The organism is Halovulum dunhuangense, assembly GCF_013093415.1.
Taxonomy (GTDB): Bacteria; Pseudomonadota; Alphaproteobacteria; order Rhodobacterales; family Rhodobacteraceae; genus Halovulum; species Halovulum dunhuangense.
The window spans coordinates 2124427-2150454 of the sequence record NZ_JABFBC010000001.1; the positions used below are offsets into that span (position 1 = coordinate 2124427).

A 26028-nucleotide genomic window follows, 5' to 3' on the forward strand; every position below is an offset into this window, starting at 1 on the left:
GGCTTCCTGCGATGAAGAAAGCCCCGGCCATGTGCCGGGGCTTTCGCGTTCAGCCGGGGCTGAGCCCGCGCAGGCGTTCCGATCGGCGTCGCAGCAGTTCCACTACCGTCAGAAGGCAGATCGACACCGCCACAAGGATCGTGGCGACCGCCAGGATGGTCGGGCTGATCTGCTCGCGCAGGCCGGTGAACATCTGCCAGGGCAGCGTCTTCTGGCCGGCAGAGCCGACGAAGAGCACGACCACCACCTCGTCGAAGGAGGTGATGAAGGCGAACAGCCCGCCCGAGATGACGCCCGGCAGGATCAGCGGCATCTGCACCTTGAAGAAGGTGCGCACGGGCCCCGCGCCCAGGTTGGCGGCGGCGCGCGTCAGCGACTTGTCGAAGCCCACCAGCGTCGCGGTCACGGTGATGATGACAAAGGGCACCCCCAGCGCGGCATGCGCCAGCACCACGCCGAAATAGCTGCCCTGAAGCCCGATGCGGGAATAGAAGAAGTACATCCCCGCCGCCGAGATGATCAGCGGCACGATCATCGGCGAGATCAGCACCGCCATGATCGCCCTGCGGAACGGAACATGGCTTTGCGACAGCCCCACCGCGGCAAGCGTTCCCAGCCCCACCGACAGCAGCGTCGCGGCCGGCGCGATCTTCAGCGAGTTCGACAGCGCAAGCTGCCAGTCCGTGTTCGTGAAGAAGTCCTGGTAGTGTTTCAGCGAATAGCCGGCGGGATCGAGCGCCAGCATCGCCGGGGTGAAGGTGAAGAAATCCTCGGCGTTGAAGCTGAGCGGGATGATCACCAGGATCGGCGCGATCAGGAAGAAGAAGATCAGGCCGCAGATCGCGAAATACGTGTAGTGCCAGATCTTCTGACCCGTGGTGGCATAGCCGGGCAGTTTCATGTCCTTGTCCCCCTCTCAGCCCAGCGACACGTTGTCGATTCCGACAAGCCGGTCGTAGATCCAGTAAAGCGCGAGAACGACCACCAGCAGGATGCTGCCCAGTGCCGCCGCCAGTCCCCAGTTGAGCGAGCTGGAGATGTGATACGCGATCCGGTTCGAGATGAAGGTACCGCTGGTGCCGCCCACCAGTTCCGGCGTGATGTAGTAGCCGATCGACAGGATGAACACCAGGATGCAGCCCGCGCCGATCCCCGGCACCGATTGCGGGAAGTAGACCCGCCAGAAGGCGGTCCAGTTCGTGGCCCCCAGCGACTTGGCCGCGCGCACATAGGATGGCGGGATCGTCTTCATCACCGAATAGAGCGGCAGGATCATGAAGGGCAGCAGGATATGCGTCATAGCGACGATGGTGCCGAACTGGTTGTTGATCATCTGCAACCGCGCATCGTCGGCGACCAGCCCCATCCAGACCAGCGTGTCGTTGATGACGCCCTGCTGCTGGAGAAGTACCTTCCAGGACGATGTCCGCACCAGAAGCGACGTCCAGAACGGCAGCAGCACCAGGATCAGCAGCACATTCGCCTGGCGCATGGGCAGGCTGGCCAGCAGATAGGCGATGGGATAGCCCAGCAGCACGCAGCTTCCCATGATGACGAGCGACATGAAGAGCGTGCGCTCGAAGAGAAGGACGTAGATGCTTTCGTCCTGCGGCTTCGCCTCGACGCCCGAGGGGGTCAGCTGAAGATCCGCGGCGGCCATGAAATAGCCCGGCGTGTAGGCCGGCGAAAAGGCCTTGATCGTGCCCCAGATTTCGGGGTCGGCCCAGTCCTCGTCGGACTCGAGGAACTGGTCGCGGATCGAGACCTGCTCGAAGCCGGGCACCGCGCGGGCGGCCTCCACCACCATCGGACCCAGCGGCTCGACGGCCGACGCATCGGTGGCGGACAGGTCGCGATAAAGCATGGCATGGAGGAAATCCGCAGGCTCCTCTTCGGTTACGTCGTCGCCGTCCTCGGCCAGGATGCGCAGCCAGCCCTGCCAGGCCGACGCGGTTTCGGGCAGAAGCGCCGCCGTCTCGTCCTGCCGCATCAGCGCGATCCAGGTCGCCGGCGTCTCCCATGCGGGGTCCAGCGCGATCAGCTGGTCGGCGTAGATGTCGGTATCGAAGCGCCCCACGTCGCGGCCCGTCCGGCGGAACAGGGACGAGATGCCGGTCTGCTCGTAGTTCAGCCGGCTGCCCAGCCGGGTGTGGATGCGCAGCTCCTCGGCCACGGAAAGATCGACGTAGAAGGCGGCGAACACGTCCTCCGAAGGCGGCTCCCCGCTTTCGTAGTTCCAGTCCTGCAAGGCCACGGTGGTGCGCGGCAGCGTGTCCGGCACGATCTGGTTCTCGACCGAGCGGAACAGCATGTCCGCGATCGGCGCGACAAAGGTCAGCAACACGAAAAGCAGCAATGGCGCGATCAGTGCCAGCGCCCGCAGCTTCTGGGCGCGGAGCGCACGCCGAAGGCTTTTCTTCAGCGGCGTGCCGTCGGCGGCCAGCATCTCGCCCGGCGCGGCGTCATCGCTCGCGGTGTGGTCGTGCCGGGACTGCGATGTCCCCAGGGTCGCGTCGGTCATGGATGGTCTCTCCCTGCCTCTGCCGGTTGCAGGAAGGGGCCTGCGCGGCCCCTTCCCTCTTTCTGGTCAAGGCCTCAGCGCGCCAGCCAGGACTGGAACTTGGCGTCGATGTCGTCGCGGTAGTCCGCCCACCATTCGTAGTTCTGCACGAAGGCGTTCGACGCGTTGGCCGGGTTGGTCGGCATGTGCGGCGCCATCTCGATGCCCAGTTCGGCATGGGTCGAGACCAGCGGCGCCGAGGATGCACGGGCCGGGCCGTAGGAGATGTACTTGGCCTGATCGGCCAGGCGCTGCGTGTCGGTCGCGAAATACAGGAAGTCCTGCACGCGGGCCAGACGCTCTTCGGGCAGACCCTCGGGGATGATCCAGCCGTCGATGTCATAGACCTGGGTATCCCAGAGCATCTCGATCGGCTGGTCCTGCTCGACGATGGCCGAGAAGAAGCGGCCGTTGTAGGACGAGCCGATCACCGCCTCGCCGTCGGCCATGGCCTGGATCGCCTCGGCGGCCGAGCTCCACCAGATCGTGTCGTCCTTGATCGTGTCGAGCTTGGCCAGCGCGCGGTCCTGCCCCTCGGAGGTCTCGAGCAGGTCGTAGACATCCTCGAAGGCCACCCCGTCGCAGATCAGCGCCCATTCCATGTTGTTGATCGGCCGGCGCTCCAGCGTGCGGGTGCCGGGGAAGTTCTCGGTGTCGAACAGCGCGCAGATGTCCTCGGGCTCGCGGCCTTCCCACTCCGACACGTCGGTGCGGTAGGCGTTGGTGATCGAATAGGCGATCTGCGGGATGAAGCACTCGCTGACGATCATGTCGCCGAAATCCTCGGAGGCCGGCGTGCCGTCGGGCGCGGGGGCAAGGATCTCGTCGTGATCCACCTCCATCGCGAGGCCCTCGTCGCAAAGGCGCATGGCGTCCGCGGCGGTCACGTCGACCAGATCCCAGGTCAGGTTGCCCGCCTCTTCCATCGCGCGCAGCTTTGCGACCGCCTCGGGCGAGCTTTCGTCCCAGACGATCGAGACCTGGGGGTTGTCCTCGAGATAGGGCTCGACATAGGCGTTCTGCTGGCTGGACTGGTAGGCCCCGCCCCAGGACACGAAGGTCAGGTCATCGGCCATGTGGCCGTCTGCCACCGCGGCACCGGCCAAGCCGATGGCGCCTGCGGTGGACAGAAGAAGGGTTCTGGTCCTCATCACGATATCACTCCTTGTTGTGGTTCGCCTGCTTTCCCGGTGTCCCGCGGACAGGACACGACAGTCCACGCGTGGTCAGGCGTCCAGCGCGCGGCAATCCTGCGGCAGCCAGCCGATCTCGATGGTCTCGCCGGGCTTCAGCCGGCGCTGATCGGGGGCGTTTCGCGTCTTGATGATGAAATTGTCGTTGCCCGCAACCTTCAGCCGGGTGCGGAAGATGTCGCCCATGTAGATGAACTCGAGCACCTCGGCCTTGAGCGTGTGCGCGTCGGACGACAGACGTTCGCGGTTGTACTCGACCCGCTCGGGCCGGATCGAGACGCGGGTCCGCTCGCCCACTTCCGAGACGTTCACGGGGATCGTGTCGATGATCTCGCCATCATCCAGCCGGACGGTCGCGATCCCGTTCGAAAGCTCGGCGATGGTGCCTTCCATGGTGTTGTTCTCGCCGATGAACTGCGCGACGAAGCTGTTCTCGGGCGCCTCGTACAGCTGGTCGGGCGGGGCAAGCTGCTGGATCCGCCCGTCGTTGAACACGGCCACGCGGTCCGACATGGTCAGCGCCTCGGTCTGGTCGTGCGTCACATAGACCACGGTGATCCCAAGGCGTTCATGCAGGTGCTTGATCTCGAACTGCATGTGCTCGCGCAGCTGCTTGTCGAGCGCGCCCAGCGGCTCGTCCATCAGCACCAGTTCCGGCTCGAAGACCAGCGCGCGGGCAAGGGCGATGCGCTGCTGCTGGCCGCCCGAAAGCTGCGCCGGACGGCGGCCGCCGAATTCGCCCATCTGCACCATGTCGAGCGCGCGAAGAACCTTCTGCTCGCGCTCGGCCTTGCCCAGCTTCCGCACTTCCAGCGGAAAGGCCAGGTTCTCGGCCACGGTCATGTGCGGAAAGAGGGCGTAGTTCTGGAACACCATCCCGATGCCGCGCTTGTGGGGGGGGATGTTGTTGATCTCGCGCCCGCCGAGCCGGATCTGGCCATTGGTCGCCGTCTCGAAACCGGCCAGCATCATAAGGCAGGTCGTCTTGCCCGAGCCCGACGGCCCCAACATCGTCAGGAACTCGCCTTTCGGCATCGACAGGTTCAGATCCTTTACGACAAGCGTCTCGCCATCGTAGCTTTTCTGGACACGATCAAATTCCACCATCGCCGCGGATGATGCCATGCGCCTCTCCTGTTGTTTCTGCGAAAACTGTGATTTTCGCTGTTGGAGAGAGGGTAAACACCTCGTCCGGAGAATGGAACCCGAAAATTCAAAGCGCTTTCAATAATCCATAAACCCCTGTGCGCATTTCAATTTTCACGATTCTGGCGACAATCAGATGGGAGTCAGTCCTCCTGCTTCTTCAAGGAATGAGACGATTTCGGAAACAGATCGCCCCGATCTGAGCTCGGCAAAGACCACCGGCCGCGCCCCGCGCTGCGCCGCCGCATCCCGGGCCATGACATCGGTGGACACGCCGACATGGGGCGCGAGATCGGTCTTGTTCACGATCAAGAGGTCAGAGCGGGTGATCCCCGGCCCACCCTTGCGCGGGATCTCCTCTCCCATCGCGACATCGATCATGTAAAGCGTCAGGTCCGCCAGTTCCGGGCTGAAGGTGGCGGCCAGGTTGTCGCCGCCCGACTCGATGAAGATGACATCCAGGTCCGGGAACCGCGCCGTCAGATCGGCCACCGCCGCAAGGTTGATCGACGCATCCTCGCGGATCGCGGTATGCGGGCAGCCGCCGGTTTCCACCCCCACGATCCGGTCCGAGGGCAGCGCCTGGCTGCGCACCAGCGCGTCCGCATCCTCGCGGGTGTAGATGTCGTTGGTGATGACCGCGACCGAATAACGCTCGCGCATCGCCTTGCACAGCCGGTCGGTCAGGGTCGTCTTGCCGGCGCCCACCGGGCCGCCGATGCCCACGCGCAGCGGGCCGTTGGGTCGGGTCATGGATCAGCTCCTGAAGATGCGGGTGGGAAGGGTCTCGTGCCCGATCGCGGCCAGATCGGCGCCGGGCACGCAGCTGCCGATATCGTCGAGCGTGGCCTGGCCTGCCTCGGCCGCGACCGCGTCGATGGTCCCGAACAGGCCGGCAAGCACGCGCTGCCCCTCGGTCTGGCCCAGCGGCACGAAGCGCACGGCGACCGACACCAGGTTCGCGGCAAAGCCATGCAGGTAGAGCCGCAGCAGCGGGTCGAGCGCCAGCCCCGCCCGCGCGCCCGCCCGCCCCACGGCAGCCGGATAGGGCAAGGGATCGGCGCCCGTCCCCTGCACCGCGTCCGAGGTCAGGGCAAAGGCGCGGCCCATGCCCGTGGTTTCCAGCGCCCGCTCCTCGGAGGGTGCGAGCGCGAGCGCCAGGTCGGCAAGCTCGGTGATATCGCCCTCGGGCGCGCGCCATGCATGGGCCAGCAGGATCGCATCGGTCCGCCCGGCACCGAACCGCAGCACCGCCGCGATCCAGGCCGAAAGCTGCGCGCCGTCGGTGACGGTGCCGCTTGCGATCTCGTACTCCAGCCCGTGCGAATAGGCGAAGGCACCCACCGGATAGGCGGGCGAGAACCAGGCGAAAAGCTGGTGCAGCCCGTCAGTGGTCATGGTCGTGGGGGTGCTGATGGGGGTGCCCGTGGTCATGGTGGTGGTCATGCCCGTGCCCGTGGTGGTGCCCGTGGTCGTGACCCTGGGTCCGCCCCTCGCCATAGGCGCCGCCCTCGGGCGTGAACGGCCCCCGCAGGCGCGTGACGGTGCAGCCCAGCCCTTCGAGCATGTGGGCGATCACATGGTCCCAGCGCAGCACCAGCCGGTCGGCATGGATTGCGCAGGGCAGATGCCGGTTGCCGACATGCCAGGCGGTGCGGATCAGGTGGTGCGGGTCAAGCGCGCGGGCTTCCATCAGGTCTTCGTCGGCTGCGCGCACGCCGATCACGCGGCCGTCTTCCAGCGCGATGCCTTGGCCTGCCCCGAGTTCGGCCGCCTTGGGAAGATCGAGAAGGAAACGGGTACCCGCATCCCCGGTCATCGCCATGCGGCGGCGGAAGCGGTCGTCATGAGACAGGGTGACGGTATCGCAATGCCCGTCGTCGCTGTCGAGGACATGGGTGCCGCGGATCATGCCGCGGCCCCATTGTGCAGTGCGGTGGCTTCAGCGCCGCCGCGGGTCCGGCTCAGGCGCGCCGGCCGAACAGGTGGGTGACGATGTCCTCGCGCTTCAGGCCGATCTGGGCCAGTTCGGCGTCGGTCATCGACACGAGGCGCTGCGCCTCGCGGGCCTGGGCGGCAGCGTGCTGCAGGCTGCTCAGGATTTCCACCGGGTAGGCCAGCGCCTTGAGCAGGCTGTGGCCGATACCGCGGAAGTCGGGCTTGCCCTGGGATGCTTGCGGGTTGGCGTAGTTGCTCTGCATGGTCGGTCTCGCTTTCCTGTCGTTCAGCGTCAATGTCTTGACCGCCATATGGTCCGTTGTGCAGCTGCGAACAACGGAGGATCGTGCAATTCCGCGTTGCACTGCATGCAAGGGTATTCATGCCACCACCTCAGAACAGGAAATAGCGCTGCGCCATCGGCAGCACCTCGGCCGGGGCGCAGGTGAGCAACTCGCCATCGGCGCGCACCTCATAGGTTTCGGGGTCCACCTCGATGCGCGGCGTGGTCGCGTTCAGCTTCATCGCCGCCTTGCCGATGCCGCCGCGGGTATTCTCGACCGGGGCCGTCGCCTTGCGCAGGCCCAGCCTTTCGCCGATGCCCGCCGCATGGGCCGCCCCCGACACGAACGATACCGACCCCATCTCGAGCGCGCGGCCCAGAGCGCCGAACATGGGGCGCGAATGAACCGGCTGCGGCGTCGGGATCGAGGCGTTGGGATCGCCCATCTGCGCCAGCGCGATGGTGCCGCCCACCAGCACCAGCTCGGGCTTGACCCCGAAGAAGGCCGGCGACCACAGCACCAGGTCGGCGCGCTTGCCCACCTCGATCGAGCCGATATGCCGCGAGATGCCGTGCGCGATGGCCGGATTGATCGTGTATTTCGCGATGTAGCGCTTCACGCGGAAATTGTCGTTCTCGCCGGTCTCCTCGGACAGGCGCCCGCGCTGGCGCTTCATCTTGTCGGCGGTCTGCCAGGTGCGGATGATCACCTCGCCCACGCGGCCCATCGCCTGTGAATCGCTCGCGATGATCGAAAAGGCGCCCATGTCGTGCAGGATGTCCTCGGCGGCGATGGTCTCGCGCCGGATCCGGCTTTCGGCAAAGGCCACATCCTCGGGGATCGACTTGTCGAGGTGGTGGCAGACCATCAGCATGTCGAGATGCTCTTCGATGGTGTTCACCGTGTAGGGCCGCGTCGGGTTGGTGGAGGACGGGATCACGTTGCCCTCGCCACAGACCTTGATGATGTCGGGCGCATGGCCGCCGCCCGCGCCCTCGGTGTGGAAGGCGTGGATCGTGCGGCCCTTCAGCGCGCGGATCGTGTTCTCGACGAAGCCGCTTTCGTTCAGCGTGTCGGTGTGGATCATCACCTGCACGTCCATGTCGTCCGCGACGCCCAGGCAGCAGTCGATGGCGGCGGGGGTGGTGCCCCAATCCTCGTGCAGCTTGAGCGCGCAGGCGCCCCCCTCGACCTGCTCGACCAGCGCGCGGGGGGTGGCCGCGTTGCCCTTGCCCGCCAGCCCGAAATTGATCGGCAGACCGTCCAGCGCCTGGAGCATCCGCCCGATATGCCACGGCCCCGGGGTGCAGGTGGTGGCAAGCGTCCCGTGCGCGGGTCCGGTGCCGCCGCCCAGCATGGTCGTCAGGCCCGAATGCAGCGCATCCTCGACCTGCTGGGGGCAGATGAAGTGGATATGGCTGTCGAAGCCCCCCGCCGTCAGGATCCGGCCCTCGCCGGCGATCACCTCGGTCCCGGGCCCCACGATGATGTCGACGCCGGGCTGGGTATCGGGGTTGCCGGCCTTGCCGATGGCATGGATGCGGCCGTCGCGCAGGCCGACATCGGCCTTGTAGATGCCGGTCCAGTCCACGATCAGCGCATTGGTGACGACGGTGTCCACCGCCCCCTCGGCGCGGCTGGCCTGGGACTGGCCCATCCCGTCGCGGATCACCTTGCCACCGCCGAATTTCACCTCTTCCCCATAGGTTGTGAGGTCTTTTTCAACTTCTATGAACAGCTCTGTATCTGCCAGACGCACCCGGTCCCCGGTCGTGGGCCCGTACATGTCGGCATAGGCGGCGCGGGACATTCTTGTGGGCATTCGCACTATCTCCTGCACATCTTCTTCGAGCGGGCGTCGAAATTGACGTAACCGCGCCGGGCGAGTATTTTTCTACCGCCGGAATTAAAGAAAAAATCCCTCGTTTCGGCCCTGCACCGGCGGCCAACCGAAGAAACGAAGGGGGGGACAAAAGGATCGTTCAGATGAAAAGCATCGTCGCCGGGGGACTGGTCGCCCTTGGCATCTCGGTCGTTCCGGCCCAAGCCGATGCCCTGCTGGAGCGCGGCGAATACCTTGTGCGCGGCATCGCCGGTTGCGGCAACTGCCACACCCCCATGGGGCCGGACGGCTTCGTGATGGAACAGGAACTCGGCGGCCGCCTGGTCGAGGACGGCCCCGCCTTCACTGCCTATGCGCCCAATATCACGCCCGCCGGCCGCATAGCCGGATGGAGCGATGCGGAACTGGCCCGCGCCATCCGCGAAGGGATCCGCCCCGACGGCACCCTCATCGGCCCGCCGATGCCGTTTGCCATGTATCGCGGCCTGTCCGATGACGACCTGTCGGCCATCATAGCCTTCCTGCGCACCATGACCCCGGTCGAGGGCGAGACGCCCCCCTCCGAATACCGCATTCCGCTGCCCCCCGCATACGGCCCGCCCGTCGAAAGCGTGGCCGCGGTGCCCGCGGGCGTGACGGTTGAGTATGGCGCCTATCTTGCCGGTCCCGTCGCGCATTGCATGGAGTGCCATACGCCGATGGGTCCGCAGGGCCCGATGCTGGAGACCGACCTCGGCCGCGGCGGCTTCGAGTTCCACGGCCCCTGGGGCGTGTCGATCGCCGCGAACCTGACCAGCCATGAGGACGGCCTGGCGGACTATACCGACGCGCAGATCGCGGACATGATCACACGGGGCGTGCGCCCGGACGGCAGCCCGATGCTGCCGCCGATGCCCTATGGCTATCTCGCGCGGATGTCGGCGGACGACCTGTCGGCGATCATCCTCTACCTGCGCAGCCTGCCGCCGCTGGCGGACGCAGGGTAGGACCGGATCGGGGGCGCGGTGGCCTGTCACAGCGCCCCCATCACCGCCTGGTTGAAACCATAGACCTTGCGCGCGCCCGCATAGGGGATCAGCCGCACATCGCGGGTCTGGCCGGGCTCGAAACGCACGGCCGTGCCCGACGCGATGTCGAGCCGCATCCCCCGCGCCGCCTGACGGTCGAAATCGAGCGCGGCATTGGCCTCGGCGAAATGGTAGTGGCTGCCGACCTGCGCCGGCCGGTCGCCGGTGTTGGACACGCTCAGCGTGATCGCGGGCCGGCCGGCATTCAGTTCCAGGTCGCCCTCGGCGGGCAGGATTTCCCCGGGGATCATCGGCTTACTTCCGCCGCGCAAGGGCCCAGGCCACCACGCCCCCGGCAAGGAAGGCCGCGACCGCGATCCACAGCGTCTCGACGCCGTGGGGATGGGGATGCGCGACCGCGCCGCCATGGGCAAGGGCGGCACCGGGGAGCAAGCCGGCAAGCAAAGCAAGACGTTTCATTTCGGTATACCTTTCAATGGGTTCAGCGGATCGGGTGATGCACGGTCACAAGCTTGGTGCCGTCGGGGAACGTCGCCTCGACCTGCACCTCGGGGATCATCTCGGGCACGCCCTCCATGCATTGGGCGCGGCTCACGACACTTGCGCCCGCCGCCATCAGCTCGGCCACGCTGCGCCCGTCGCGCGCGCCCTCGACGACGTGATCGGTGATCAGCGCGATCGCCTCGGGGTGGTTCAGCTTCACGCCGCGGGCCAGCCGGTTGCGGGCTACCATCGCGGCCATGGAAACCAGCAGCTTGTCCTTTTCGCGCGGGGTCAGGTTCATCGGCTCACATCCTCACATGGTCCAGACCCGCGGTGGCGGGGTATCGCGGAAGCGGGTCAGAAAATCGATCAGCGCCACGCGCAGCGGCTGGGCCGTGGGGGCAAGCCAGCGCAGCACCAGCCGGCCATCCCAGGCGCTGGCGCCCATCCGCACGCCGGGCGTGGCGGGCCAGGCGCGCACGGATTCCAGCCTGTCGGCGGCATCCGCCCCCAGGTAGACGGCCGTTGCCATCGCGCGGGCATCGCCAAGCGCGGCCGGGCTGTCGCGCAAGGAGGGCAGTGGCGGCGCAAGGCGCAGCGCCTCGGCATGGATCAGCCGCCCGTCACGCCGGATGCGCCAGTCGTCGCGGAAGTTCAGCGCCGCGGGCATCTCGCCCATGGCGGCCCGCCCCAGCACGACCGACTCGAGCACCAGCGCCGTCGCGTCCCCCTCCAGATCCAGATCCAGCCTGCGCGACAGCGCCGATCCCTCGAAAAGGATCGTCTCCTGCGGCAACCAGTCGAGCCGCGCGCCCGGCCCCACCCGCAGCGCCACATCGACGCGCGCGGTATCCGATGCCGCGCGATAGGCCCGCTCGGCGGTCTGGGTCGCCAGGGTCGCCCGCGCGCCGGCGCCAAGCGTCGCCTCGTAGCGGAACCGGTCGCCCCCGGTCAGCCCGCCCGCGGTATTGATGAGAACCGCCACAGGTTCCGTGCCGTAGACCCGCGGCAGCATCGCCTTGGCCGAACCCTGCTGGTACAGGTCGCAAAGCCGCGTCGCGCCACGATCCAGGAAAAACCCGACCCGCACGGCCCCGCGGGCGCGCTGCTGGACTGGATCGGACATGGGGCGCATCAGCATCGGACACCGGCATCAGCTTTCGGATTGCCCCGATCAGTGGCAAGTGCCGCCCGGCCGGTCCAAGGGAAAGCATCCAACGAGCCCTGGAAAGCACCGGAAAGCGGCATTTGCCGATGCCGCGCACAGCATTTGCCGAATTTTGCGGCAGTTTGCGAGAGACCGCTCAGCCCTCGGCAAGCAGGCCGCCGATGCGGGCGACCTCGGTGGCGACCCGTGACGCATCGCCCGCCGACTCGACATTCAGCCGCACCAGCGCCTCGGTGTTGGATCGCCGCAGGTTGAAGCGCCAGTCAGCGAATTCCAGGCTCAGCCCGTCGCTGTCGTCGCGGTGGAGCGCCTGCGCCGCGTAGGCGGCCTCGACCCGCGCCACGGCGGCTGCGGGATCAGCCAGGCGGAAATTCCGCTCGCCCGACACGGGGAACGCCGCGATCCGGTCCGCGACCAGCGCGCCCAGCCCCTGCCCCGTGGCTGAAACTTCCTCGGCCAGCTTCAGCCAGGGGATCATGCCGCTGTCGCAGAACATGAAGTCGCGGAAATAGTGATGGGCCGACATCTCGCCGCCATAGGCCGCGTTCCGTGCCCGCATCACGGCCTTCATGTAGCTGTGCCCGGTGCGCGCCATCACGCCCTGCCCGCCGGCTTCGGCCAGGACCGCGCGGGTGTTCAGCACCGCGCGCGGGTCATAGACGATGCGCGCGCCCGGTTCCCTGCGCAGCACCGCGCGGGCCAGCAGCCCCACCAGGTAGACCCCGTCCACGAAGGCGCCGGCCTGGTCGAAGAAGAAGCAGCGGTCGAAATCCCCGTCCCAGGCGACGCCGAAATCGGCGCCGGCCGCGCGCACGGCATCGCCCGTGGGGGGCTGGTTCTCGGGCAGAAGCGGGTTCGGCACGCCATGCGGGAAATCGGCATCCGGTTCGTGGTGCATGCGGGTGAAACGCAGGGGCGCCCCCGCAGCCGCAATCGCCTCGGCGATCGCATCGAAGGTGGGGCCGGCGGCACCATTGCCGGCATTGACAAGGATGTGCAGCGGCGCCAGCCGCGCGGGGTCCACGAAGGACAGGATGCGGGCCACATAGGCGTCCCGCGGCGCCACCTGCCGCCGCCTGCCCCGCGCCGACCGGGGGCGCAGATCGCCCCCCTCGGCCAGCGCCTGCACGCGGGCAAGCCCGTCCTCGCGGCTGACCGGCCGCGCGCCGCGGCGCACGAGTTTCAGCCCGTTGTCGCCCTTGGGATTGTGCGAGGCGGTCACCATCAGCCCACCCCCCGCACCCAGGTGGTCGGTGGCGAAATAGACCTCCTCGGTGCCGCAGAGCCCGATGTCGAGCGCGTCCGACCCGCCATCGGCAAGCCCCTCGGCCAGCGCGTCGAGCAGCATCGGAGAGCTTTCGCGCATGTCCCGCCCGATCACCACCGGCGCGCCCTCGGCCACCTCTCGCGCAAAGGCGTGCCCCACCCGGCGCATCAGGGCGGCGTCGATGCCCTCGCCCACGCGGCCGCGCAGGTCATAGGCCTTGAACGGGGATGGGGGCATGCTGGCTCTCCGCTGCGTGTCGGGTGGTTGTGGGGGCGCGTGCGGCCCAAGTCAACGGCGGGGCCTCAGCCCTGCCAGACCGCGCGCGCCCCCACCACCGGCAGGTCGCTGCGCCCCTCGTCCAGTGCCCGCGCGGCCAGCCGGGCGACCGCGGGCGCGACACGGTCGGCCGCCTCTCGCGGCGTGTCGCCACCAAGCGCGCAGGCCAGAAGAAGCGCCGCGGTGAAATCGCCCGCCCCATGCAGATGCAGCGGCGCGCGCGGCGCAAGGCAGGCGTGGCTGCCGCCTGCATCGCAGGCCAGGATCCCGATCTGGTGCGGCGTCGGCCCGGGGACCGATGTGGCATGGACCACGTCAGGCCCCAACCCCCGCAGCCGCTGCGCGAAAAGCGCCGCCCCTTCCACGTCCACGGGCGCGGGCGCGCCGATCAGCCAGCCCAGCTCGTCAAGGTTCGGCGTGGCGATGTCGGCCAGCGGCAGCAGCCGGTCGCGGTAGATGCCGATCATCGCCTCGGGCAGGTAGAGCCGCCCGGCATCGCCCAGCACCGGATCGCAGAGATAGACCGCGTCGGGCCTTGCCCGCTTGACCGCCGCGACCAGGTCGGCGACCGCCAGCGCCGCCTCGGGCGTGCCGAGATAGCCGGTCAGCACCGCATCGACCCGCGACAGCGCTCCCGCCGCCCCCAGCCCGCGGGCAAGCGCGGCAATCTCCTCGCCCGGCAGGCGGCGGCCCTCGACGCCCGCCGTCGCGGCATGGCCGCTGAGGATCACGGTCGGCAGCGGCCAGACCTCGACCCCTTCGGCGGCCAGGACGAAGGCCGCGGCCCCCTGGCCGACGGCGCCCGAGACGACCAGCGACTGGACCGACAGGCAGACCGGCATCGCGGCCGGGCCCGGCTCAGGCGGCCTCGACCTTGTCCTTGAACTTCTCGAAGAAGCTGGCCGACAGCTTTTTCGCGGTGCCCTGGATCAGGCGGCTGCCCAGCTGCGCCAGCTTGCCGCCGATCTCGGCCTTGGCGGTGTAGCGCAGGATCGTCGCATCGCCATCGGCCTCAAGCACGACATCCGCGCCGCCCTTGGCGAAACCGGCGGCCCCGCCCGAACCCTCGCCCGAAAGCGAGAAATGCTCCGGCGGGTTGTCGGGGTTGAGCGTGACCTTGCCGCCGAAGCGCGCCTTCACCGGCCCCACCTTCAGCACGACCCTGGCCTCCAGTTCGGTGTCGGAATGCTTGGTCAACTCCTCGCAGCCGGGAATGCACTCCTTCAGGATCTCCGGATCGTTCAGCGCGGCGTAGACCTTTTCGCGCGGGGCTTCGATCCGGATTTCATCGTTGAGTTCCATGCTTGGCCTTCCTCCTGCTGCGGGGGCCATGATACCGGCCGCCTTCCGAACATCACCTCACCGCTTCCCGCCCCGAGGTCAAGTGCGCCGTGCGCCCGCGCCCGCGCTTTCCCGTTGCACATAAGCTGCCGCTTCGCTAACCCGCGCGCAACCGCACCCACCGGGAGACCGCCATGAGCTTCGACCGCCGCATCAAGATAGCCCCCTCGATCCTGTCTGCCGATTTCGCCGATTTCGGCCGCGAGTGCCGCGCGATCGAGGATCAGGGCTGCGACTGGGTCCATGTGGACGTGATGGACGGGCATTTCGTGCCGAACCTGACCTTCGGCCCGGCCATGTGCAAGGCGATCCGCCCCCATGTCCGCACGGTGATGGACGTGCACCTGATGATCGCCCCCGTCGACCCCTATATCGAGGCCTTTGCGGACGCGGGCGCCGACATCCTGACCGCCCATGTCGAGGCGGGGCCGCATATCCACCGCACCCTTCAGGCGATCCGCGCGGCGGGCGTGCGGCCCGGCATCGCGCTGAACCCCGGCACCCCCGCCGAGGCGCTGCGCCCGGTGCTCGACATGGTGGACCTGGTCTGCGTGATGACGGTCAATCCCGGCTTCGGCGGGCAGAAATTCATCGCCAGCCAGATCGAGAAGGTGCGCGAGATCCGCGCCATGATCGGCGACCGCCCCATCCATATCGAGATCGACGGCGGCGTGACGCCCGAAACCGCGCCGCTGGTCGCAGCCGCGGGTGCCGACGTGCTGGTCGCGGGCTCGGCCGTCTTCAAGGGCGGCTCGGTCGCCGACCCTGCGCCCTACGGGGCCAACATCGCGGCGATCCGCAAGGCAGCGGAGGCCGCGGCATGAGCGCGATCGTCTTCGATCTCGACGGCACGCTGATCGACAGCGCGCCCGACATCCGGGCGGCGGCGAACGCGATGCTGTCGGAACTGGGCGCCGAGGATCTGGACCTGCCCATGCTGCGCAGCTTCATCGGCAACGGCACGCTCAAGCTGGTGGAACGCGCGCTGACCGCGCGGGCTCTGCCCACGGATGAGGGGTTCCTGCACGACGCCCATCACCGCTTTACCGCGCATTACAACGCCTCGCCCGCCGCGCTGACGGTGCTCTATCCCGGGGTCGAGGCGGCGCTGGCCGCACTTCTCGATGCGGGCCATGTGCTGGGCATCTGCACCAACAAGCCCGAGGCGCCCGCGCGCGCGATCCTGAAGCATTTCGGCATGGCGGATCTGTTCCCGGTGGTGGTGGGGGGCGACAGCCTGCCGGTGCGCAAGCCCGATCCCGCGCCGCTGCGCACGGCCTATGCGGCACTCGGGGCGGCGCCGATGCTCTATGTGGGCGACAGCGAGGTGGATGCCGACACGGCGGCCGCCGCCGGCCTGCCCTTCGCGCTTTTCACCGAAGGCTACCGCAAGAGCCCCGTCGCGGCGCTGCGCCACGACTTCGCCTTCGACCATTTCGACGCCCTGCCCGCCCATGTGGCGGCACTGCGCGCGGCCTGACCCCTCAGGCCGCGAACAGCGGCAGCGCAACCCCCAGAGCCCAGCCAAGGATCAGCCCCTGGCCCAGCCCCGCGGCCAGCGGGCCGCCCGCGCGCCCCGTCCAGCGGCCCAGGGGGCCGAAGACCAGGAAGAACAGCAGCACCACCGGGGCCGCCATGAACAGCGCGAAAAGCTGCCCGGGGTTCAGCGCGACGGCCACGCCCAGCGACAGGATCAGCGCGAGCCGCCCCGCAAGGTGCAGCGCCATCCCGGCCCCGCGCAGGAGCGCGTCGCCCAGCATGACCGGAACGGCGCCGAGGGCAAGCAGCAGGATGGGCAGGATCCGGCCCTCATGCGGCATGAAGCTTGCCCCGTAACGGTCTAGTGCAAAACCGAAAACCGCGATCCCCCAAAGGGCAGGGGCGAGCCCCGTGAGCACCGCCCGCGACGACATCCCGAGCCCCGCACCCCGCAGCAGCGCCACCTGCATCAGCCCCAGCAGGGCCAGATGCAGCGCCAGATGCGCCACGCCCTGCACCGGCAATAGCGGCGAGCCGACCGGCCACAGGACCAGCGGCGCGACCATCGCAGGCAGGAAGGCCGCCATTGCGCCACGGGCCCGCGGGATTGGCGCGGGCTTCGCCACAGCCGGCAAGAGACCCAGCACCGGCCGCGCCAGCAGCAGGATGCCCGCAAGCAGCAGCAGCAGCCACGGGCCCGGCGCGGTGACGGGTTCCGCGGTCGCGCGCCCGAACGCGGCATCCAGCCAGTCCCGCGCCTCGCGCAGCGCCGTGGGGCTGTGCAGGACACCCACATGCTCGACCCAGGGGGCCACCACCGCGCGCCGGATCACGCCCGGGCCCTGGGCCGTCTCGCCCTCGGTGGCGCTGGGATCGACCTGCCGCAGCGAAGCGAGCGCCGCCTGCCGCAGATGCGGCTCGCCCTGCCCCGAGATCAGCAGAAGCCGCGCGGGCGCCTGCCCCGTGATCGCCTCGGAGTAGGCGGAGACCGCGACCACCGCCTCGACCAGCGGATCGGCCAGCGCCGTGCGGATCACGATGTCCGAGGCCATGGAATGCCCGACCAGCGCCGTGCGCGTCTCGCCCGTCAGCGCCCGCGCCGCCCGCACGACCGCCTGCGTCTCGGCCACCAGCCTTGCGGTGGTGCCCTCGATCACGGTCACGTCCCCCGACATCGGGACCGGGTTGCGGCCATGCCCCTCGAAATCGAAACCCACCACGCGGTAGCCCGATTTCGCCAGCGTCAGCGCATAGCCCTCCATCATCTGGCGCGAGCCGGCAAAGCCATGGGCCACCACGACCAGCGGCCCGTCGGCGCCCGGCATTTCGTAAAGCGTGGCGGGCGTGGTTCCCGCCGCAAGGGCGCTGCGCGTCACGCCCGCGCGCCCCGCCTCGAGTTGCCACAGCGACACGAGGATCGCGGCAACCGCAACAAGCGCAAGGCCGATCCGGGTCACGAACATGTTCCTCTCGCCTTCCTGCGCCATCATGCATAGGTCTCGGTCAGACAAGCACATAGCGGAGCCGACCGTCATGCACAGCCCCCTTCCCCTGACCCGCGACCTGGTTCTCGTGGGTGGCGGTCATGCCCATGCGCTGGTGCTGCGCCGCTGGGGCATGGCACGGGTGCCCGGTGTGCGGCTGACGGTGGTGAACCCGGACCCGACCGCGCCCTATACCGGGATGCTTCCGGGCCATGTCGCGGGCCACTACCCGCGCGCGGCGCTGGAAATCGACATCGTGAAGCTGACTCGCTTCGCGGGGGGGCGGCTGATCCTCGACCGCGCCACGGGCATCGACCGCGACGCGCGGCGCGTGCATCTCGCGGGGCGCCCGCCCATCCGATATGACGTGCTGTCGCTCGATATCGGCATCACCTCGGACATGCCGGGGCTGAAGGGTTTTGCCGAACACGGGGTCGCGGCCAAGCCGCTGCAACGCTTCGCCGACCGCTGGGCCGCCTTCCAGCAAAAGGTCGGGGCGGGCAGGCTTGCCCCGCGCATCGCGGTGATCGGCGGCGGCGTGGCGGGGGCCGAGCTTGCGATGGCGATGGCGCACCGGCTGAAGACCCTCGGCCATGCCGCGCAGGTGACGGTGCTGGAGGCCGGCGACACCCCGCTGCGCGGCGTGGGCCCGCGCGCGGCATCCCGCGTGCTGGGCCGGCTGAAGGACATGGGCATCACCCTGCGCCCTGGCGCCCTGGCCGTCGAGGTGACGGCCGACGGCGTCATCCTGGAGAACGGCGAGACGATCCCAGCCGCACTTGTCGTCGGCGCGGCTGGCGCCCGGCCCCATGACTGGCTGGCGGACACCGGCCTCGAATTGCACGAGGGCTACATAAGCGTGGGCGCGACCCTGCGCAGCCTGTCGGACCCCACGATCCATGCCGCGGGCGATTGCGCGCATCTCTCGCATGCCCCGCGCCCCAAGGCCGGCGTCTACGCGGTGCGCGCGGCGCCGGTGCTGCATCACAACCTGCTGGCCGACCTGACCGGGCGCCAGCGCCGCGAATTCCACCCCCAACGCGATTTCCTGCGGCTGATCTCGCTGGGTGGCAAGGATGCCGTGGCCGACCGCTCGGGGCTGAGCGTCGCGGGCCCGGCGATCTGGCGGCTCAAGGACCGGATCGACCGCGCCTTCATGCGCAAGCTGGACGATCTGCCAGCGATGCGGCGCCCGCCCCTGCCGAAGCTGGTCGCAAGGGGCGTGCGCAAGGAACTCGCGGCCGATCAGGCCCCCTGCGCGGGCTGCGGTGCCAAGGTGGGCGGGGCGCAGATCTCGGCGGTGCTGGCGGCCCTGCCACATCGCACGCGCACCGATATCGAGACCGGCGCCGGCGACGATGCCGCCGTGCTGCGCTTCGGCGACACGCGGGCGGTGCTGTCCACCGACCATCTGCGCGCCTTTACCGAGGATCCCTGGATCATGGGGCGCGTCGCCGCGATCCACGCGCTGGGCGATGTCTGGGCGATGGGGGCAGCGCCTCAGGCCGCGCTGGCAACGCTGGTGCTGCCGCACATGCGCGAGGGCATGCAGGCCGCGACCCTGGCCGAGATCATGGACGCCGCGACCCATGTCTTCACCGCTGCCGGGGCAGAGATCGTGGGCGGGCACACGACGCTCGGGGCGGAACTGACCGTAGGCTTCACCGTAACCGGCATAGCGCCCGCGCGGCCGATCCTGTTGTCGGGCGCGCGCCCCGGCGACCGGCTGATCCTGACCAAGCCGATCGGCACCGGCACGATCCTTGCCGGCGACATGATGCTCAAGGCGCAGGGGCCGGACGTTGCCGCCGCCTGGGCATCGATGTGCCGCCCGCAGGGGGACGCCGCGGCGATCCTGAAGGACGCGCATGCGATGACCGACGTGACCGGCTTCGGGCTTGCGGGGCACCTGCTGGCGATGCTGGACGCGTCCGGGGTGGCCGCGCGCCTGGACCTTGGGGCCGTGCCGGTGCTGCCGGGGGCCGAGGCGCTGGCGGCGAAGGGGGTCCGCTCGACGCTCTATCCCGCCAACGCGGCGGCGGCCTCGCGGATGTTCTGGACCGAGGGGCCGAAGGCGGCGCTGCTGTTCGATCCGCAGACGGCGGGCGGGCTGCTGGCGGCGGTGCCCGCCGACAGGGCCGCGGATATCCTGGGACAGCTGGTCGAGGCGGGCTACGAGGCCGCCCGGATCGGCGAGATCGTCGAAGGCGCCCCGTTCCTTGATGTGACGGGGGCCTGATCCCTCAGCGCGGGACCGCTGCCACTTCTGGCAGCGCCGCCTCGATCCGGTCGAGTGCCGCGTCCATCGCGCCCTCGGCCAGGCTGTCGAGCGCCACATCCACCCCGGGACCGCCGCGGGCGCGCGATTTCGTGTAGCGCGGGTCGTAGTGTTCGACGACCAGCGCCTCGGCCAGCGCGCCGAACTGCCCCGATGCGGCCAGCGCCTGCCAGTGATCGACCTTCTCGGTGCCCTGGATCGGGCGAAGTGCCGCGAGCACGGGCATCAGCGCCGCCGGATCCGCGATCAGATCGGCATAGGCCCGCAGAAGATAGGCGACCCGCTCGGGCACCGGGGCCGACAGGCGGATCCGCGGCGCCGCGCGCATCGCCGACCACAGGCTGGGCGGGATCTGCACCTCGCCGATCTTGCTCGACTCGGCCTCCATCACCACGGGGCGGCCTGGGTCCATCCCCGCCAGCACCATCGCAAGCCGCCCCTCGAACGCCTTCTGCGAGGGCTGGCCTCCCGGCATCGCGCCGAAGACCGAGCCGCGATGCGCGGCAAGTCGTTCCAGGTCCACCACCTGGTGGCCGCGGGTCCGAAGCCCCTCGAGGAGTTCGGTCTTGGCGGTGCCGGTATTCCCGTCGAGCAGGATGACCAGGTGCGGCAGCGCCGCGTCATGCATCGCCTCCGCCACCAGCCGCCGGTAGCTGCGATAGCCCCCCTCCAGCACCGTGACGCGCCAGCCCACCTGCCGCAGGATGGTCGCGAACGACCCGGACCGCTGCCCGCCGCGCCAGCAATAGACCAGCGGATGCCAGCCGCCCGACTTGTCGGCCAGCGGCCCCTCCAGGTGGGTGGCGGCGTTGCGCGCGACCAGCGCCGCGCCGATCTTGCGCGCCTCGAACCGGTCGACGCGGGTGTAGGTGGTGCCGACGCGCGCCCGCTCCTCGTCGTTCAGCACCGGAAGGCTGATGGCGCCAGGCAGGTGATCCTCGGCGTATTCCGCGGGCGCGCGCACGTCGATGATGTCGTCGAACGCGTGCGCGGCCAGGTCATCGAGAGAGGTCAGCGTCAGGATCATGCGCGCTTCTAGCCTGCCGCCCGACCCGCCTCAAGCCGGCTTCAGTTGTTGTAGAGGAAGGCCAGCGTCAGAACGATCCCCATGACCGAGATCAGCACCTTCAGCGGGAAGGGCGGGATCAGCTTCAGAAGCAGCGCACCGGCATAGCCGCCGACGATGCCGCCCGCCGCAACCAGCACCGCCGCACGCCAGTCCACCAGCCCCGACAGGGTCAGCGGCAGGACGGCCGTGGTAGAGGCGACGGTGGCAAGCAGGTTCTTGTGGGCGTTCGCCGCCCTGATGTCGGTCATGCCCGACACCAGCAGCGCCGCGACCAGCATGAAACCCACGCCAGCCCCGAAAAAGCCGCCATAAGCGCCGCAGACGAACAGCAGCACCAGCCCCGGCAACGCGCCCGCCACCGGAAGGCTGCGCACCCAGCGGCCGAGGCGTTCGCCGAACAGGATCGTGCCGACGGCAATGGCCAGGAAGAACGGCACCAGCGAGACGAAGACCTGCTCGCCCACGCTGATCAGCGCATAGACGCCCAGAAGCGCCCCCACGATGACCATGGCCATGTGGCCCAAGAGGATCTTGCGGTCGCGCGGCAGGCTGGCGCGCTGGACCCAGACCGCCGGCATCTGCGCGGGCCAGAGCGCCACGATCGACGTCGCGTTCGCCGCCACCGGCGGAAGGCCAGCCGCCAGAAGCATCGGGAACACGAACAGCTTCGCGCCGCCCGCGGCGGTGTTCACGGCGCCACCCACGACGCCGGCCAGAAGGAATGTCAGGATTTCTGTCATCTCGCCACCGGAGCGGACATTGCCCCGCCCCCGGTCGCCCGAGGGTGTCGCCGCCTGCCCGATCCGTCCTTTCTTGCTCTTGCGGCCCGCTCTCCCCGGACCGTGGCTGCGGGCTATACGAGGCGCGGGCGGCCTGCAAGGGCACAGCCGTGGAAAGCCGCGCCTGTTGCCACATATGCACCGGCTGCACGAAAGACACGCACGAGCGGAAGGCGGACAGCATGGATCAGGCAGGGCCACGGGTGGCGATCATCGGCGCGGGGATTGCGGGGCTGTCCTGCGCGGCACGGTTGCGCGCGGCGGGGATCTGGCCGGTCGTGTTCGAGAAAAGCCGCGGCATCGGCGGGCGCACCGCCACGCGCCGGGCCCAGGCGCTGCGCTTCGATCACGGCGCGCAATACGTCACCGCCAAGGGGCCGGGCTTCGCCATGTATCTCGGCCGGGCGATCACCGCCGGGCACGCCTCGCGCTGGGGGGCGCCGGCGCTTGGCCGCCATGTCGGCCTGCCGGGGATGAGCGGGCTCGCGCAGCCCCTGGCGGACGGGGTGGAGATCCGGTTCGGAACCGAGATCCGGGCCGCCCGGCATGGCCCCGACGGCTGGACCCTGTCCACGGACGACGGGCCGCTCGCGGATCGCTTCGACCGGCTTGTCTGCACCTGCCCCGCACCGCAGGCGCTGCGCCTGTTCCCCGACCTGGGCGGGGCGCTGGCGCATGTGGAAATGGCGCCCTGCTGGGCGCTGATGCTGGCGCTCGACACCCCGATGCCCCATCTGCCCGATGCGGAGAAGCTGTCCGAGGGCCCGCTGTCCTTCGTAGCGCGCAACGCGTCCAAGCCCGCGCGGGATCCAGGGCCCGAGACCTGGGTGATCCATGCCAGCCCCGACTGGAGCCGGGCGCATCTTGAGCTGGAGAAGGAGACGGTGCGCGACCTGCTGGCCCAGGCCTTCGCCGCCCATGCGGGGCAGGCCCCGGCAATCGCCCATGCCACGGCGCATCGCTGGCGTTTCGCGATGGTCACGCGGCCCCTGGGACAGCCATTCCTTTCGGCGCGGGACGGCCACCTGCTGCTGGGCGGCGACTGGGCGCTGGGGCCCCGGGTCGAGGCCGCCTTCGACAGCGGCCACGCCATGGCCAAGGCGCTGATCGGCTGAAGGAACCGGCCCCGCGCGCTGCGGGGCCGGCAATGTCGTCAGCCGTCGTAGCAGCCCGCGACCCGCGCGCGGGCGCTGACCAGCGCCAGCACCGTGTCGATGGTGGGCGTCGGGACATCGACGATCCGGCCGAGTTCCGCCACCGCCGTCACCAGCGCGTCGATCTCCATCGGGCGGCCCCGTTCCAGATCCTGCAACATCGAGGTCTTGTGCGCGCCGACCGCCGCGGCCCCGTCGATGCGCTTGTCCACGTCGATGGCAAAGCGCGCGCCCAGCCGTTCGGCGAGCGTCTGCGCCTCGACCATCATGGCACGCGCGACCGCCCGCAGGTCCGGCCGGGTGGCCAGCACGTCCAGCGTCTCGCCGGTGAGCGCGCTCATCGGGTTGAAGGCCAGGTTGCCCCAGAGCTTGATCCAGATCTCGTCGCGGATGCGCGGGCGGATCGGCGCCTTGAAGCCCGCCGCCCGCAATGCCTCGGACAGCGCCGCCGCACGTTCGGATTTCGAGCCGTCCGGCTCTCCCAGCGTGAAGCGGTCGCCGTCGATCAGGCGCACGACGCCCGGCTCGTCCACCTCGGCGGCCGGGTAGACCACGCAGCCAAGCGCCTTTTCCGGCGGAAGCCCCCGGCTGACCACGCCGCCGGGATCGACCGCCTCGACCCGGCGCCCGGCCCATTCCCCCTCGAGCCCGTGGAAATACCAGTAGGGCACGCCGTTCATGCCCGTCACGATGGTGGTGTCGGGCCCGATCAGCGGCGCGATCCTGTCCACCACCGGCGGGACCGAATGGGCCTTGAGCGTGATGATGACGTAATCCTGCGGACCCAGATCGGCGGCGTTGTCGGACGCCTTGATCCGCGCCACCTCTTCCTGCCCGTCGGCCAGCAGCTTCAGGCCGTTCTCGCGGATGGCGGCCAGATGCGGGCCGCGCGCCACCACCGACACGTCATGCCCGGTATTGGCCAGCCTCACCGCCATGTAACCGCCGATGGCGCCGGCCCCGAAAACACAGATCCTCATGCCGTCAGCCCCAGTTTCTCGGCCAGGCCGATGCGTTGCAACTTGCCGGTGGCCCCTTTCGGAATTTCGTCGAGGATCAGCACCTTGCGCGGCACCTTGAACGCGGCAAGCGAACGGCCGGCGAAGTCGCGGATCTCGCGCTCGTCCGCCGACATGCCCTCGCGCAGCACGATCGCGGCGGCCACCTCCTCGCCCAGCTTGTCATGCGGCATGGCAAAGGTGACGACCTGCGCCACGGCCGGATGCTCCATCAGCACGTCATCCACCTCGCGCGGGGAGACCTTTTCGCCGCCGCGGTTGATGATCTCCTTCAGCCGCCCGCGGATCGACAGGTAGCCGTCCGCGTCCAGCTCGCCCTGGTCGCCGGTGCGGAACCAGCCATCGGTCCAGTTCTCGGCATTGGCCTTGGGGTTGTTCTGGTAGCCAGGCGTCACGTTCTCGCCGCGAATGACGATCTCGCCCACATGGCCCCGCGGCAGGATGCTGCCATCCTCGCCCATGATGCCGACCTCGGGGCCCGCGGCCACGCCCACGGTGCCGGGCTTGCGCTGGCCGGGGGGCAGCAGGTTCGACGCCATCTGGTGCGCGGCCTCGGTCATGCCGTAAGCCTCGATCACCGGGCAGCGGAAGGTTTCCTCCAGCGCGGTGAAGACCGGCACCGGCAACGAGGCCGAGGACGAGCGCACGAAGCGCAGGTTTGCCGCCCTGACCGCCTCTTCGTTGCGCGGGGCGCGCGACAGGATCGCCTGGTGCATGGTCGGCACGGCGGTGTACCAGCTGGGCCGCACCTCCGTAAGCCAGCCGAAGAACTTCAGCGCGTCGAAGCCGGGCGTGCAGGTGATCGCAGCCCCTGCATGGACCGAGGACAGCACCGCCGCGATCAGCCCGTGGATGTGGAAAAGCGGCATCACGTTCAGGCAGCGGTCGGCGGGCGTCAGCGCCAGCGTCGCGGCGATGTTGCGGGCCGAGGCGCAGATATTGGCGCTGGTCAGCGGCACGATCTTGGGCCGCGAGGTGGTGCCCGACGTGTGCAGCACCAGCGCCACGTCCCCCTCGGCGTTGCCCTGCGCGTCCGCCTCGGGAAGTGCGTCGCCGCCCGGATCGGCCAGGGTGAAATCGCCGGCCGCGGCACCTGCGACCACCTCGACCATGCGCACGCCAAGCGCCTCGGCCGCGGCTCGGGCGGGCGTGTCCACGCCGCGCATGACGATCAGGAGCTTCGCGTCCAGATCCTCCATGTAAAAGCGGAACTCGTCCTGCGTGTAGGCGGGGTTCAGCGGGGCGGCCGTCGCCTGGGTCGCCACGGCCATGAAGCAGGATGCCATCTCGGGCCCGTTCGGCAGCACGATAGCCACAGCCTTGCCCGGGCCCACGCCCGCGCCCGCAAGCTGGCGCGCTGTCCGGTCGGCCAGCGCGGCAAGCCCCGCATAATCGAGATCGCTGCGGCCGGGCGCGCCGAGCACGGGGCCGGCATGCCGCGCCAGAAGCGCGCGCACCGTCCTTGGGGCATCTGTGGTCATGGGATCCTCCGCTGTTGTGTTGTTGGTATCGTCGAGAACTCGAATATGGCCGCATCGCCGGTCATCGCCGACTGGACCGCCGCCAGATGCGCCCGCATCGCGGCCGCGGCCCCCGGCGCGTCGCGGCGCGCGATGGCATCGACCAGGGCGCGGTGCTGGTCGGTATAGGCGCGCTGCCGCTCGGGGTTCAGCGTGCTCGAACGCAGCGCGCCCCATTCGCCCTGCCGGCGGATCACGTTCGTCGTTTCCAGCACGCCGGTCAGCAGCGGGTTGCGGCTTGCCTGCGCCAGGCGCGCGTGGAACCGGCTGTCCAGATCCTCCCACGCCTCCCAGTCGCGGGCGGCGGCGCCCTCCTCGATCAGGGCGCGCAGCCGGGCGATGTCCTGAACCGTGCCGCGAAGTGCCACCAGCGCGGCGATGGCGGGTTCGATCATCAGGCGCAGTTCCAGGACATCGGCGGGCCCGGGCGGCGGGGTCAGGCGCAGGGTCGCCACCACCTCGCTTTCGGGCGGGACGGCTACGAAGGTGCCCTGCCCCACATGGCGGCGGATGCGGCCCTGCCGCTCAAGCTCGGCCAACGCCTTGCGCAGCGAACTGCGGCCCACGCCCAGCCGGGCCGCCAGCGTCCGCTCGGGCGGCAGGCGTTCGCCCGGCGCCCAGTCGCCCCGGTCGAGCGCCATTTCGAGAATCGCAAGGGTGTTGTCCACGATGGTCATGGCGGGGCCATATAGCCCAATCGGAAACCATGCAAACCAATT

Annotated in this window: 27 protein-coding genes; 5 read left to right on the top strand and 22 right to left on the bottom strand. The window is 69.4% G+C overall.

Translation table 11 applies throughout. The features are described 5' to 3' along the window. Positions 1 to 49: 49 nt before the first annotated feature. The 9 genes from HMH01_RS10280 to ureC all read right to left on the bottom strand — a co-directional run bounded on the left by HMH01_RS10280 (position 50) and on the right by ureC (position 8943). A complete protein-coding gene (locus HMH01_RS10280) occupies positions 50 to 901 on the bottom strand; it encodes an ABC transporter permease (protein ID WP_171324981.1) in 852 nt (283 codons plus the stop codon). 15 nt (positions 902 to 916) lie between these two features. Next, positions 917 to 2521, bottom strand: coding sequence for an ABC transporter permease (locus tag HMH01_RS10285; protein ID WP_171324983.1), 1605 nt, complete (start codon positions 2519 to 2521; stop codon positions 917 to 919). Positions 2522 to 2595: 74 nt separating this feature from the next. Then, on the bottom strand, positions 2596 to 3711 hold the full coding sequence (locus HMH01_RS10290) for an extracellular solute-binding protein (RefSeq protein ID WP_171324985.1): 1116 nt from the start codon (positions 3709 to 3711) through the stop codon (positions 2596 to 2598). A 75-nt stretch (positions 3712 to 3786) separates the two neighbouring features. Next, positions 3787 to 4878: an ABC transporter ATP-binding protein gene (locus HMH01_RS10295; protein ID WP_171324988.1), complete on the bottom strand. Its 1092-nt coding sequence runs from the start codon at positions 4876 to 4878 to the stop codon at positions 3787 to 3789. 153 nt (positions 4879 to 5031) lie between these two features. Further along, positions 5032 to 5652, bottom strand: coding sequence for an urease accessory protein UreG (gene ureG, locus HMH01_RS10300; RefSeq protein ID WP_171324991.1), 621 nt, complete (start codon positions 5650 to 5652; stop codon positions 5032 to 5034). Positions 5653 to 5655: 3 nt separating this feature from the next. Next, positions 5656 to 6297 carry an urease accessory protein UreF gene (locus HMH01_RS10305; protein ID WP_171325339.1) on the bottom strand — a complete coding sequence of 214 codons (642 nt, stop codon included), beginning with the start codon at positions 6295 to 6297 and terminating at the stop codon, positions 5656 to 5658. Continuing rightward, on the bottom strand, positions 6287 to 6811 hold the full coding sequence (locus HMH01_RS10310; RefSeq protein ID WP_171324993.1) for an urease accessory protein UreE: 525 nt from the start codon (positions 6809 to 6811) through the stop codon (positions 6287 to 6289). Before HMH01_RS10310 ends, HMH01_RS10305 begins: the two co-directional genes overlap by 11 nt. A gap of 52 nt (positions 6812 to 6863) precedes the next feature. Then, on the bottom strand, positions 6864 to 7100 hold the full coding sequence (locus HMH01_RS10315) for a hypothetical protein (RefSeq protein ID WP_171324996.1): 237 nt from the start codon (positions 7098 to 7100) through the stop codon (positions 6864 to 6866). Positions 7101 to 7230: 130 nt separating this feature from the next. Continuing rightward, complete coding sequence (gene ureC / locus HMH01_RS10320; RefSeq protein WP_171324998.1) at positions 7231 to 8943, bottom strand: urease subunit alpha; 1713 nt, start codon at positions 8941 to 8943, stop codon at positions 7231 to 7233. Positions 8944 to 9107: 164 nt separating this feature from the next. Between ureC and HMH01_RS10325 the strand changes: the two genes are divergently transcribed. Beyond that, positions 9108 to 9950 carry a c-type cytochrome gene (locus HMH01_RS10325; RefSeq protein ID WP_171325000.1) on the top strand — a complete coding sequence of 281 codons (843 nt, stop codon included), beginning with the start codon at positions 9108 to 9110 and terminating at the stop codon, positions 9948 to 9950. Between the two features lie 26 nt (positions 9951 to 9976). Here HMH01_RS10325 and HMH01_RS10330 read toward each other — a convergent pair whose 3' ends face one another. From HMH01_RS10330 to HMH01_RS10360, 7 genes are all read right to left on the bottom strand, one after another. Next, positions 9977 to 10282, bottom strand: coding sequence for an urease subunit beta (locus HMH01_RS10330; protein ID WP_171325002.1), 306 nt, complete (start codon positions 10280 to 10282; stop codon positions 9977 to 9979). Positions 10283 to 10286: 4 nt separating this feature from the next. Next, positions 10287 to 10451 (bottom strand): hypothetical protein, encoded by a 165-nt coding sequence (locus HMH01_RS10335; RefSeq protein WP_171325003.1) that lies wholly within the window; start codon positions 10449 to 10451, stop codon positions 10287 to 10289. 22 nt (positions 10452 to 10473) lie between these two features. Further along, on the bottom strand, positions 10474 to 10776 hold the full coding sequence (locus HMH01_RS10340; RefSeq protein ID WP_171325005.1) for an urease subunit gamma: 303 nt from the start codon (positions 10774 to 10776) through the stop codon (positions 10474 to 10476). Between the two features lie 12 nt (positions 10777 to 10788). Continuing rightward, positions 10789 to 11601, bottom strand: a complete 813-nt coding sequence (locus HMH01_RS10345; RefSeq protein WP_246237311.1) for an urease accessory protein UreD — start codon at positions 11599 to 11601, stop codon at positions 10789 to 10791. Positions 11602 to 11779: 178 nt separating this feature from the next. Further along, the gene (locus HMH01_RS10350) at positions 11780 to 13147 is read right to left on the bottom strand and encodes a phosphohexomutase domain-containing protein (RefSeq protein ID WP_171325008.1); all 1368 of its coding nucleotides are present in this window, start codon (positions 13145 to 13147) and stop codon (positions 11780 to 11782) included. 65 nt (positions 13148 to 13212) lie between these two features. Next, positions 13213 to 14028 carry a pyridoxal kinase gene (pdxY, locus tag HMH01_RS10355; protein ID WP_171325010.1) on the bottom strand — a complete coding sequence of 272 codons (816 nt, stop codon included), beginning with the start codon at positions 14026 to 14028 and terminating at the stop codon, positions 13213 to 13215. Positions 14029 to 14044: 16 nt separating this feature from the next. Then, positions 14045 to 14488: an SRPBCC family protein gene (locus HMH01_RS10360; protein ID WP_171325013.1), complete on the bottom strand. Its 444-nt coding sequence runs from the start codon at positions 14486 to 14488 to the stop codon at positions 14045 to 14047. Positions 14489 to 14661: 173 nt separating this feature from the next. Between HMH01_RS10360 and rpe the strand changes: the two genes are divergently transcribed. Then, on the top strand, positions 14662 to 15351 hold the full coding sequence (rpe, locus tag HMH01_RS10365; RefSeq protein WP_171325016.1) for a ribulose-phosphate 3-epimerase: 690 nt from the start codon (positions 14662 to 14664) through the stop codon (positions 15349 to 15351). Then, the gene (gph, locus tag HMH01_RS10370) at positions 15348 to 16007 is read left to right on the top strand and encodes a phosphoglycolate phosphatase (RefSeq protein ID WP_171325018.1); all 660 of its coding nucleotides are present in this window, start codon (positions 15348 to 15350) and stop codon (positions 16005 to 16007) included. The genes rpe and gph overlap by 4 nt, the downstream gene beginning before the upstream one ends. Before the next feature lie 4 nt (positions 16008 to 16011). Here gph and HMH01_RS10375 read toward each other — a convergent pair whose 3' ends face one another. Then, complete coding sequence (locus HMH01_RS10375; RefSeq protein WP_246237312.1) at positions 16012 to 17496, bottom strand: alpha/beta hydrolase; 1485 nt, start codon at positions 17494 to 17496, stop codon at positions 16012 to 16014. Between the two features lie 43 nt (positions 17497 to 17539). On the opposite strand from HMH01_RS10375, the gene selD reads away from it, so the two are divergent. Further along, on the top strand, positions 17540 to 19729 hold the full coding sequence (gene selD, locus HMH01_RS10380; RefSeq protein WP_171325021.1) for a selenide, water dikinase SelD: 2190 nt from the start codon (positions 17540 to 17542) through the stop codon (positions 19727 to 19729). Positions 19730 to 19733: 4 nt separating this feature from the next. Here the strand turns inward: selD and mnmH are convergent, their stop codons facing one another. Together mnmH and HMH01_RS10390 are read right to left on the bottom strand one after the other, a co-directional pair. Then, positions 19734 to 20795 (bottom strand): tRNA 2-selenouridine(34) synthase MnmH, encoded by a 1062-nt coding sequence (mnmH, locus tag HMH01_RS10385; protein ID WP_171325024.1) that lies wholly within the window; start codon positions 20793 to 20795, stop codon positions 19734 to 19736. A 41-nt stretch (positions 20796 to 20836) separates the two neighbouring features. After that, a complete protein-coding gene (locus HMH01_RS10390; protein ID WP_171325026.1) occupies positions 20837 to 21577 on the bottom strand; it encodes a sulfite exporter TauE/SafE family protein in 741 nt (246 codons plus the stop codon). 221 nt (positions 21578 to 21798) lie between these two features. On the opposite strand from HMH01_RS10390, the gene HMH01_RS10395 reads away from it, so the two are divergent. Continuing rightward, positions 21799 to 22731: an NAD(P)/FAD-dependent oxidoreductase gene (locus tag HMH01_RS10395; protein ID WP_216366784.1), complete on the top strand. Its 933-nt coding sequence runs from the start codon at positions 21799 to 21801 to the stop codon at positions 22729 to 22731. 38 nt (positions 22732 to 22769) lie between these two features. On the opposite strand, the gene HMH01_RS10400 is transcribed toward HMH01_RS10395, so the two are convergent. Genes HMH01_RS10400 through HMH01_RS10410 form a run of 3 tightly spaced genes read right to left on the bottom strand, consistent with a single transcriptional unit; the run spans position 22770 to position 25986 of the window. Further along, positions 22770 to 23750, bottom strand: coding sequence for a 2-dehydropantoate 2-reductase (locus HMH01_RS10400; protein ID WP_171325032.1), 981 nt, complete (start codon positions 23748 to 23750; stop codon positions 22770 to 22772). Then, complete coding sequence (locus HMH01_RS10405; RefSeq protein WP_171325035.1) at positions 23747 to 25270, bottom strand: acyl--CoA ligase; 1524 nt, start codon at positions 25268 to 25270, stop codon at positions 23747 to 23749. The genes HMH01_RS10400 and HMH01_RS10405 overlap by 4 nt, the downstream gene beginning before the upstream one ends. Further along, positions 25267 to 25986 carry a FadR/GntR family transcriptional regulator gene (locus HMH01_RS10410; protein ID WP_171325037.1) on the bottom strand — a complete coding sequence of 240 codons (720 nt, stop codon included), beginning with the start codon at positions 25984 to 25986 and terminating at the stop codon, positions 25267 to 25269. Before HMH01_RS10410 ends, HMH01_RS10405 begins: the two co-directional genes overlap by 4 nt. Positions 25987 to 26028 lie beyond the last annotated feature (42 nt).

Excerpts from the sequence above, each read along its gene's own strand:
- HMH01_RS10280 (WP_171324981.1), bottom strand. The coding sequence starts at position 901 with ATGAAACTGCCCGGCTATGCCACCACGGGTCAGAAGATCTGGCACTAC.
- HMH01_RS10285 (WP_171324983.1), bottom strand. The coding sequence starts at position 2,521 with ATGACCGACGCGACCCTGGGGACATCGCAGTCCCGGCACGACCACACC.
- HMH01_RS10290 (WP_171324985.1), bottom strand. The coding sequence starts at position 3,711 with ATGAGGACCAGAACCCTTCTTCTGTCCACCGCAGGCGCCATCGGCTTG.
- HMH01_RS10295 (WP_171324988.1), bottom strand. The coding sequence starts at position 4,878 with ATGGCATCATCCGCGGCGATGGTGGAATTTGATCGTGTCCAGAAAAGC.
- ureG (WP_171324991.1), bottom strand. The coding sequence starts at position 5,652 with ATGACCCGACCCAACGGCCCGCTGCGCGTGGGCATCGGCGGCCCGGTG.
- HMH01_RS10305 (WP_171325339.1), bottom strand. The coding sequence starts at position 6,297 with ATGACCACTGACGGGCTGCACCAGCTTTTCGCCTGGTTCTCGCCCGCC.
- HMH01_RS10310 (WP_171324993.1), bottom strand. The coding sequence starts at position 6,811 with ATGATCCGCGGCACCCATGTCCTCGACAGCGACGACGGGCATTGCGAT.
- HMH01_RS10315 (WP_171324996.1), bottom strand. The coding sequence starts at position 7,100 with ATGCAGAGCAACTACGCCAACCCGCAAGCATCCCAGGGCAAGCCCGAC.
- ureC (WP_171324998.1), bottom strand. The coding sequence starts at position 8,943 with ATGCCCACAAGAATGTCCCGCGCCGCCTATGCCGACATGTACGGGCCC.
- HMH01_RS10325 (WP_171325000.1), top strand. The coding sequence starts at position 9,108 with ATGAAAAGCATCGTCGCCGGGGGACTGGTCGCCCTTGGCATCTCGGTC.
- HMH01_RS10330 (WP_171325002.1), bottom strand. The coding sequence starts at position 10,282 with ATGATCCCCGGGGAAATCCTGCCCGCCGAGGGCGACCTGGAACTGAAT.
- HMH01_RS10335 (WP_171325003.1), bottom strand. The coding sequence starts at position 10,451 with ATGAAACGTCTTGCTTTGCTTGCCGGCTTGCTCCCCGGTGCCGCCCTT.
- HMH01_RS10340 (WP_171325005.1), bottom strand. The coding sequence starts at position 10,776 with ATGAACCTGACCCCGCGCGAAAAGGACAAGCTGCTGGTTTCCATGGCC.
- HMH01_RS10345 (WP_246237311.1), bottom strand. The coding sequence starts at position 11,601 with ATGTCCGATCCAGTCCAGCAGCGCGCCCGCGGGGCCGTGCGGGTCGGG.
- HMH01_RS10350 (WP_171325008.1), bottom strand. The coding sequence starts at position 13,147 with ATGCCCCCATCCCCGTTCAAGGCCTATGACCTGCGCGGCCGCGTGGGC.
- pdxY (WP_171325010.1), bottom strand. The coding sequence starts at position 14,028 with ATGCCGGTCTGCCTGTCGGTCCAGTCGCTGGTCGTCTCGGGCGCCGTC.
- HMH01_RS10360 (WP_171325013.1), bottom strand. The coding sequence starts at position 14,488 with ATGGAACTCAACGATGAAATCCGGATCGAAGCCCCGCGCGAAAAGGTC.
- rpe (WP_171325016.1), top strand. The coding sequence starts at position 14,662 with ATGAGCTTCGACCGCCGCATCAAGATAGCCCCCTCGATCCTGTCTGCC.
- gph (WP_171325018.1), top strand. The coding sequence starts at position 15,348 with ATGAGCGCGATCGTCTTCGATCTCGACGGCACGCTGATCGACAGCGCG.
- HMH01_RS10375 (WP_246237312.1), bottom strand. The coding sequence starts at position 17,496 with ATGATGGCGCAGGAAGGCGAGAGGAACATGTTCGTGACCCGGATCGGC.
- selD (WP_171325021.1), top strand. The coding sequence starts at position 17,540 with ATGCACAGCCCCCTTCCCCTGACCCGCGACCTGGTTCTCGTGGGTGGC.
- mnmH (WP_171325024.1), bottom strand. The coding sequence starts at position 20,795 with ATGATCCTGACGCTGACCTCTCTCGATGACCTGGCCGCGCACGCGTTC.
- HMH01_RS10390 (WP_171325026.1), bottom strand. The coding sequence starts at position 21,577 with ATGACAGAAATCCTGACATTCCTTCTGGCCGGCGTCGTGGGTGGCGCC.
- HMH01_RS10395 (WP_216366784.1), top strand. The coding sequence starts at position 21,799 with ATGGATCAGGCAGGGCCACGGGTGGCGATCATCGGCGCGGGGATTGCG.
- HMH01_RS10400 (WP_171325032.1), bottom strand. The coding sequence starts at position 23,750 with ATGAGGATCTGTGTTTTCGGGGCCGGCGCCATCGGCGGTTACATGGCG.
- HMH01_RS10405 (WP_171325035.1), bottom strand. The coding sequence starts at position 25,270 with ATGACCACAGATGCCCCAAGGACGGTGCGCGCGCTTCTGGCGCGGCAT.
- HMH01_RS10410 (WP_171325037.1), bottom strand. The coding sequence starts at position 25,986 with ATGACCATCGTGGACAACACCCTTGCGATTCTCGAAATGGCGCTCGAC.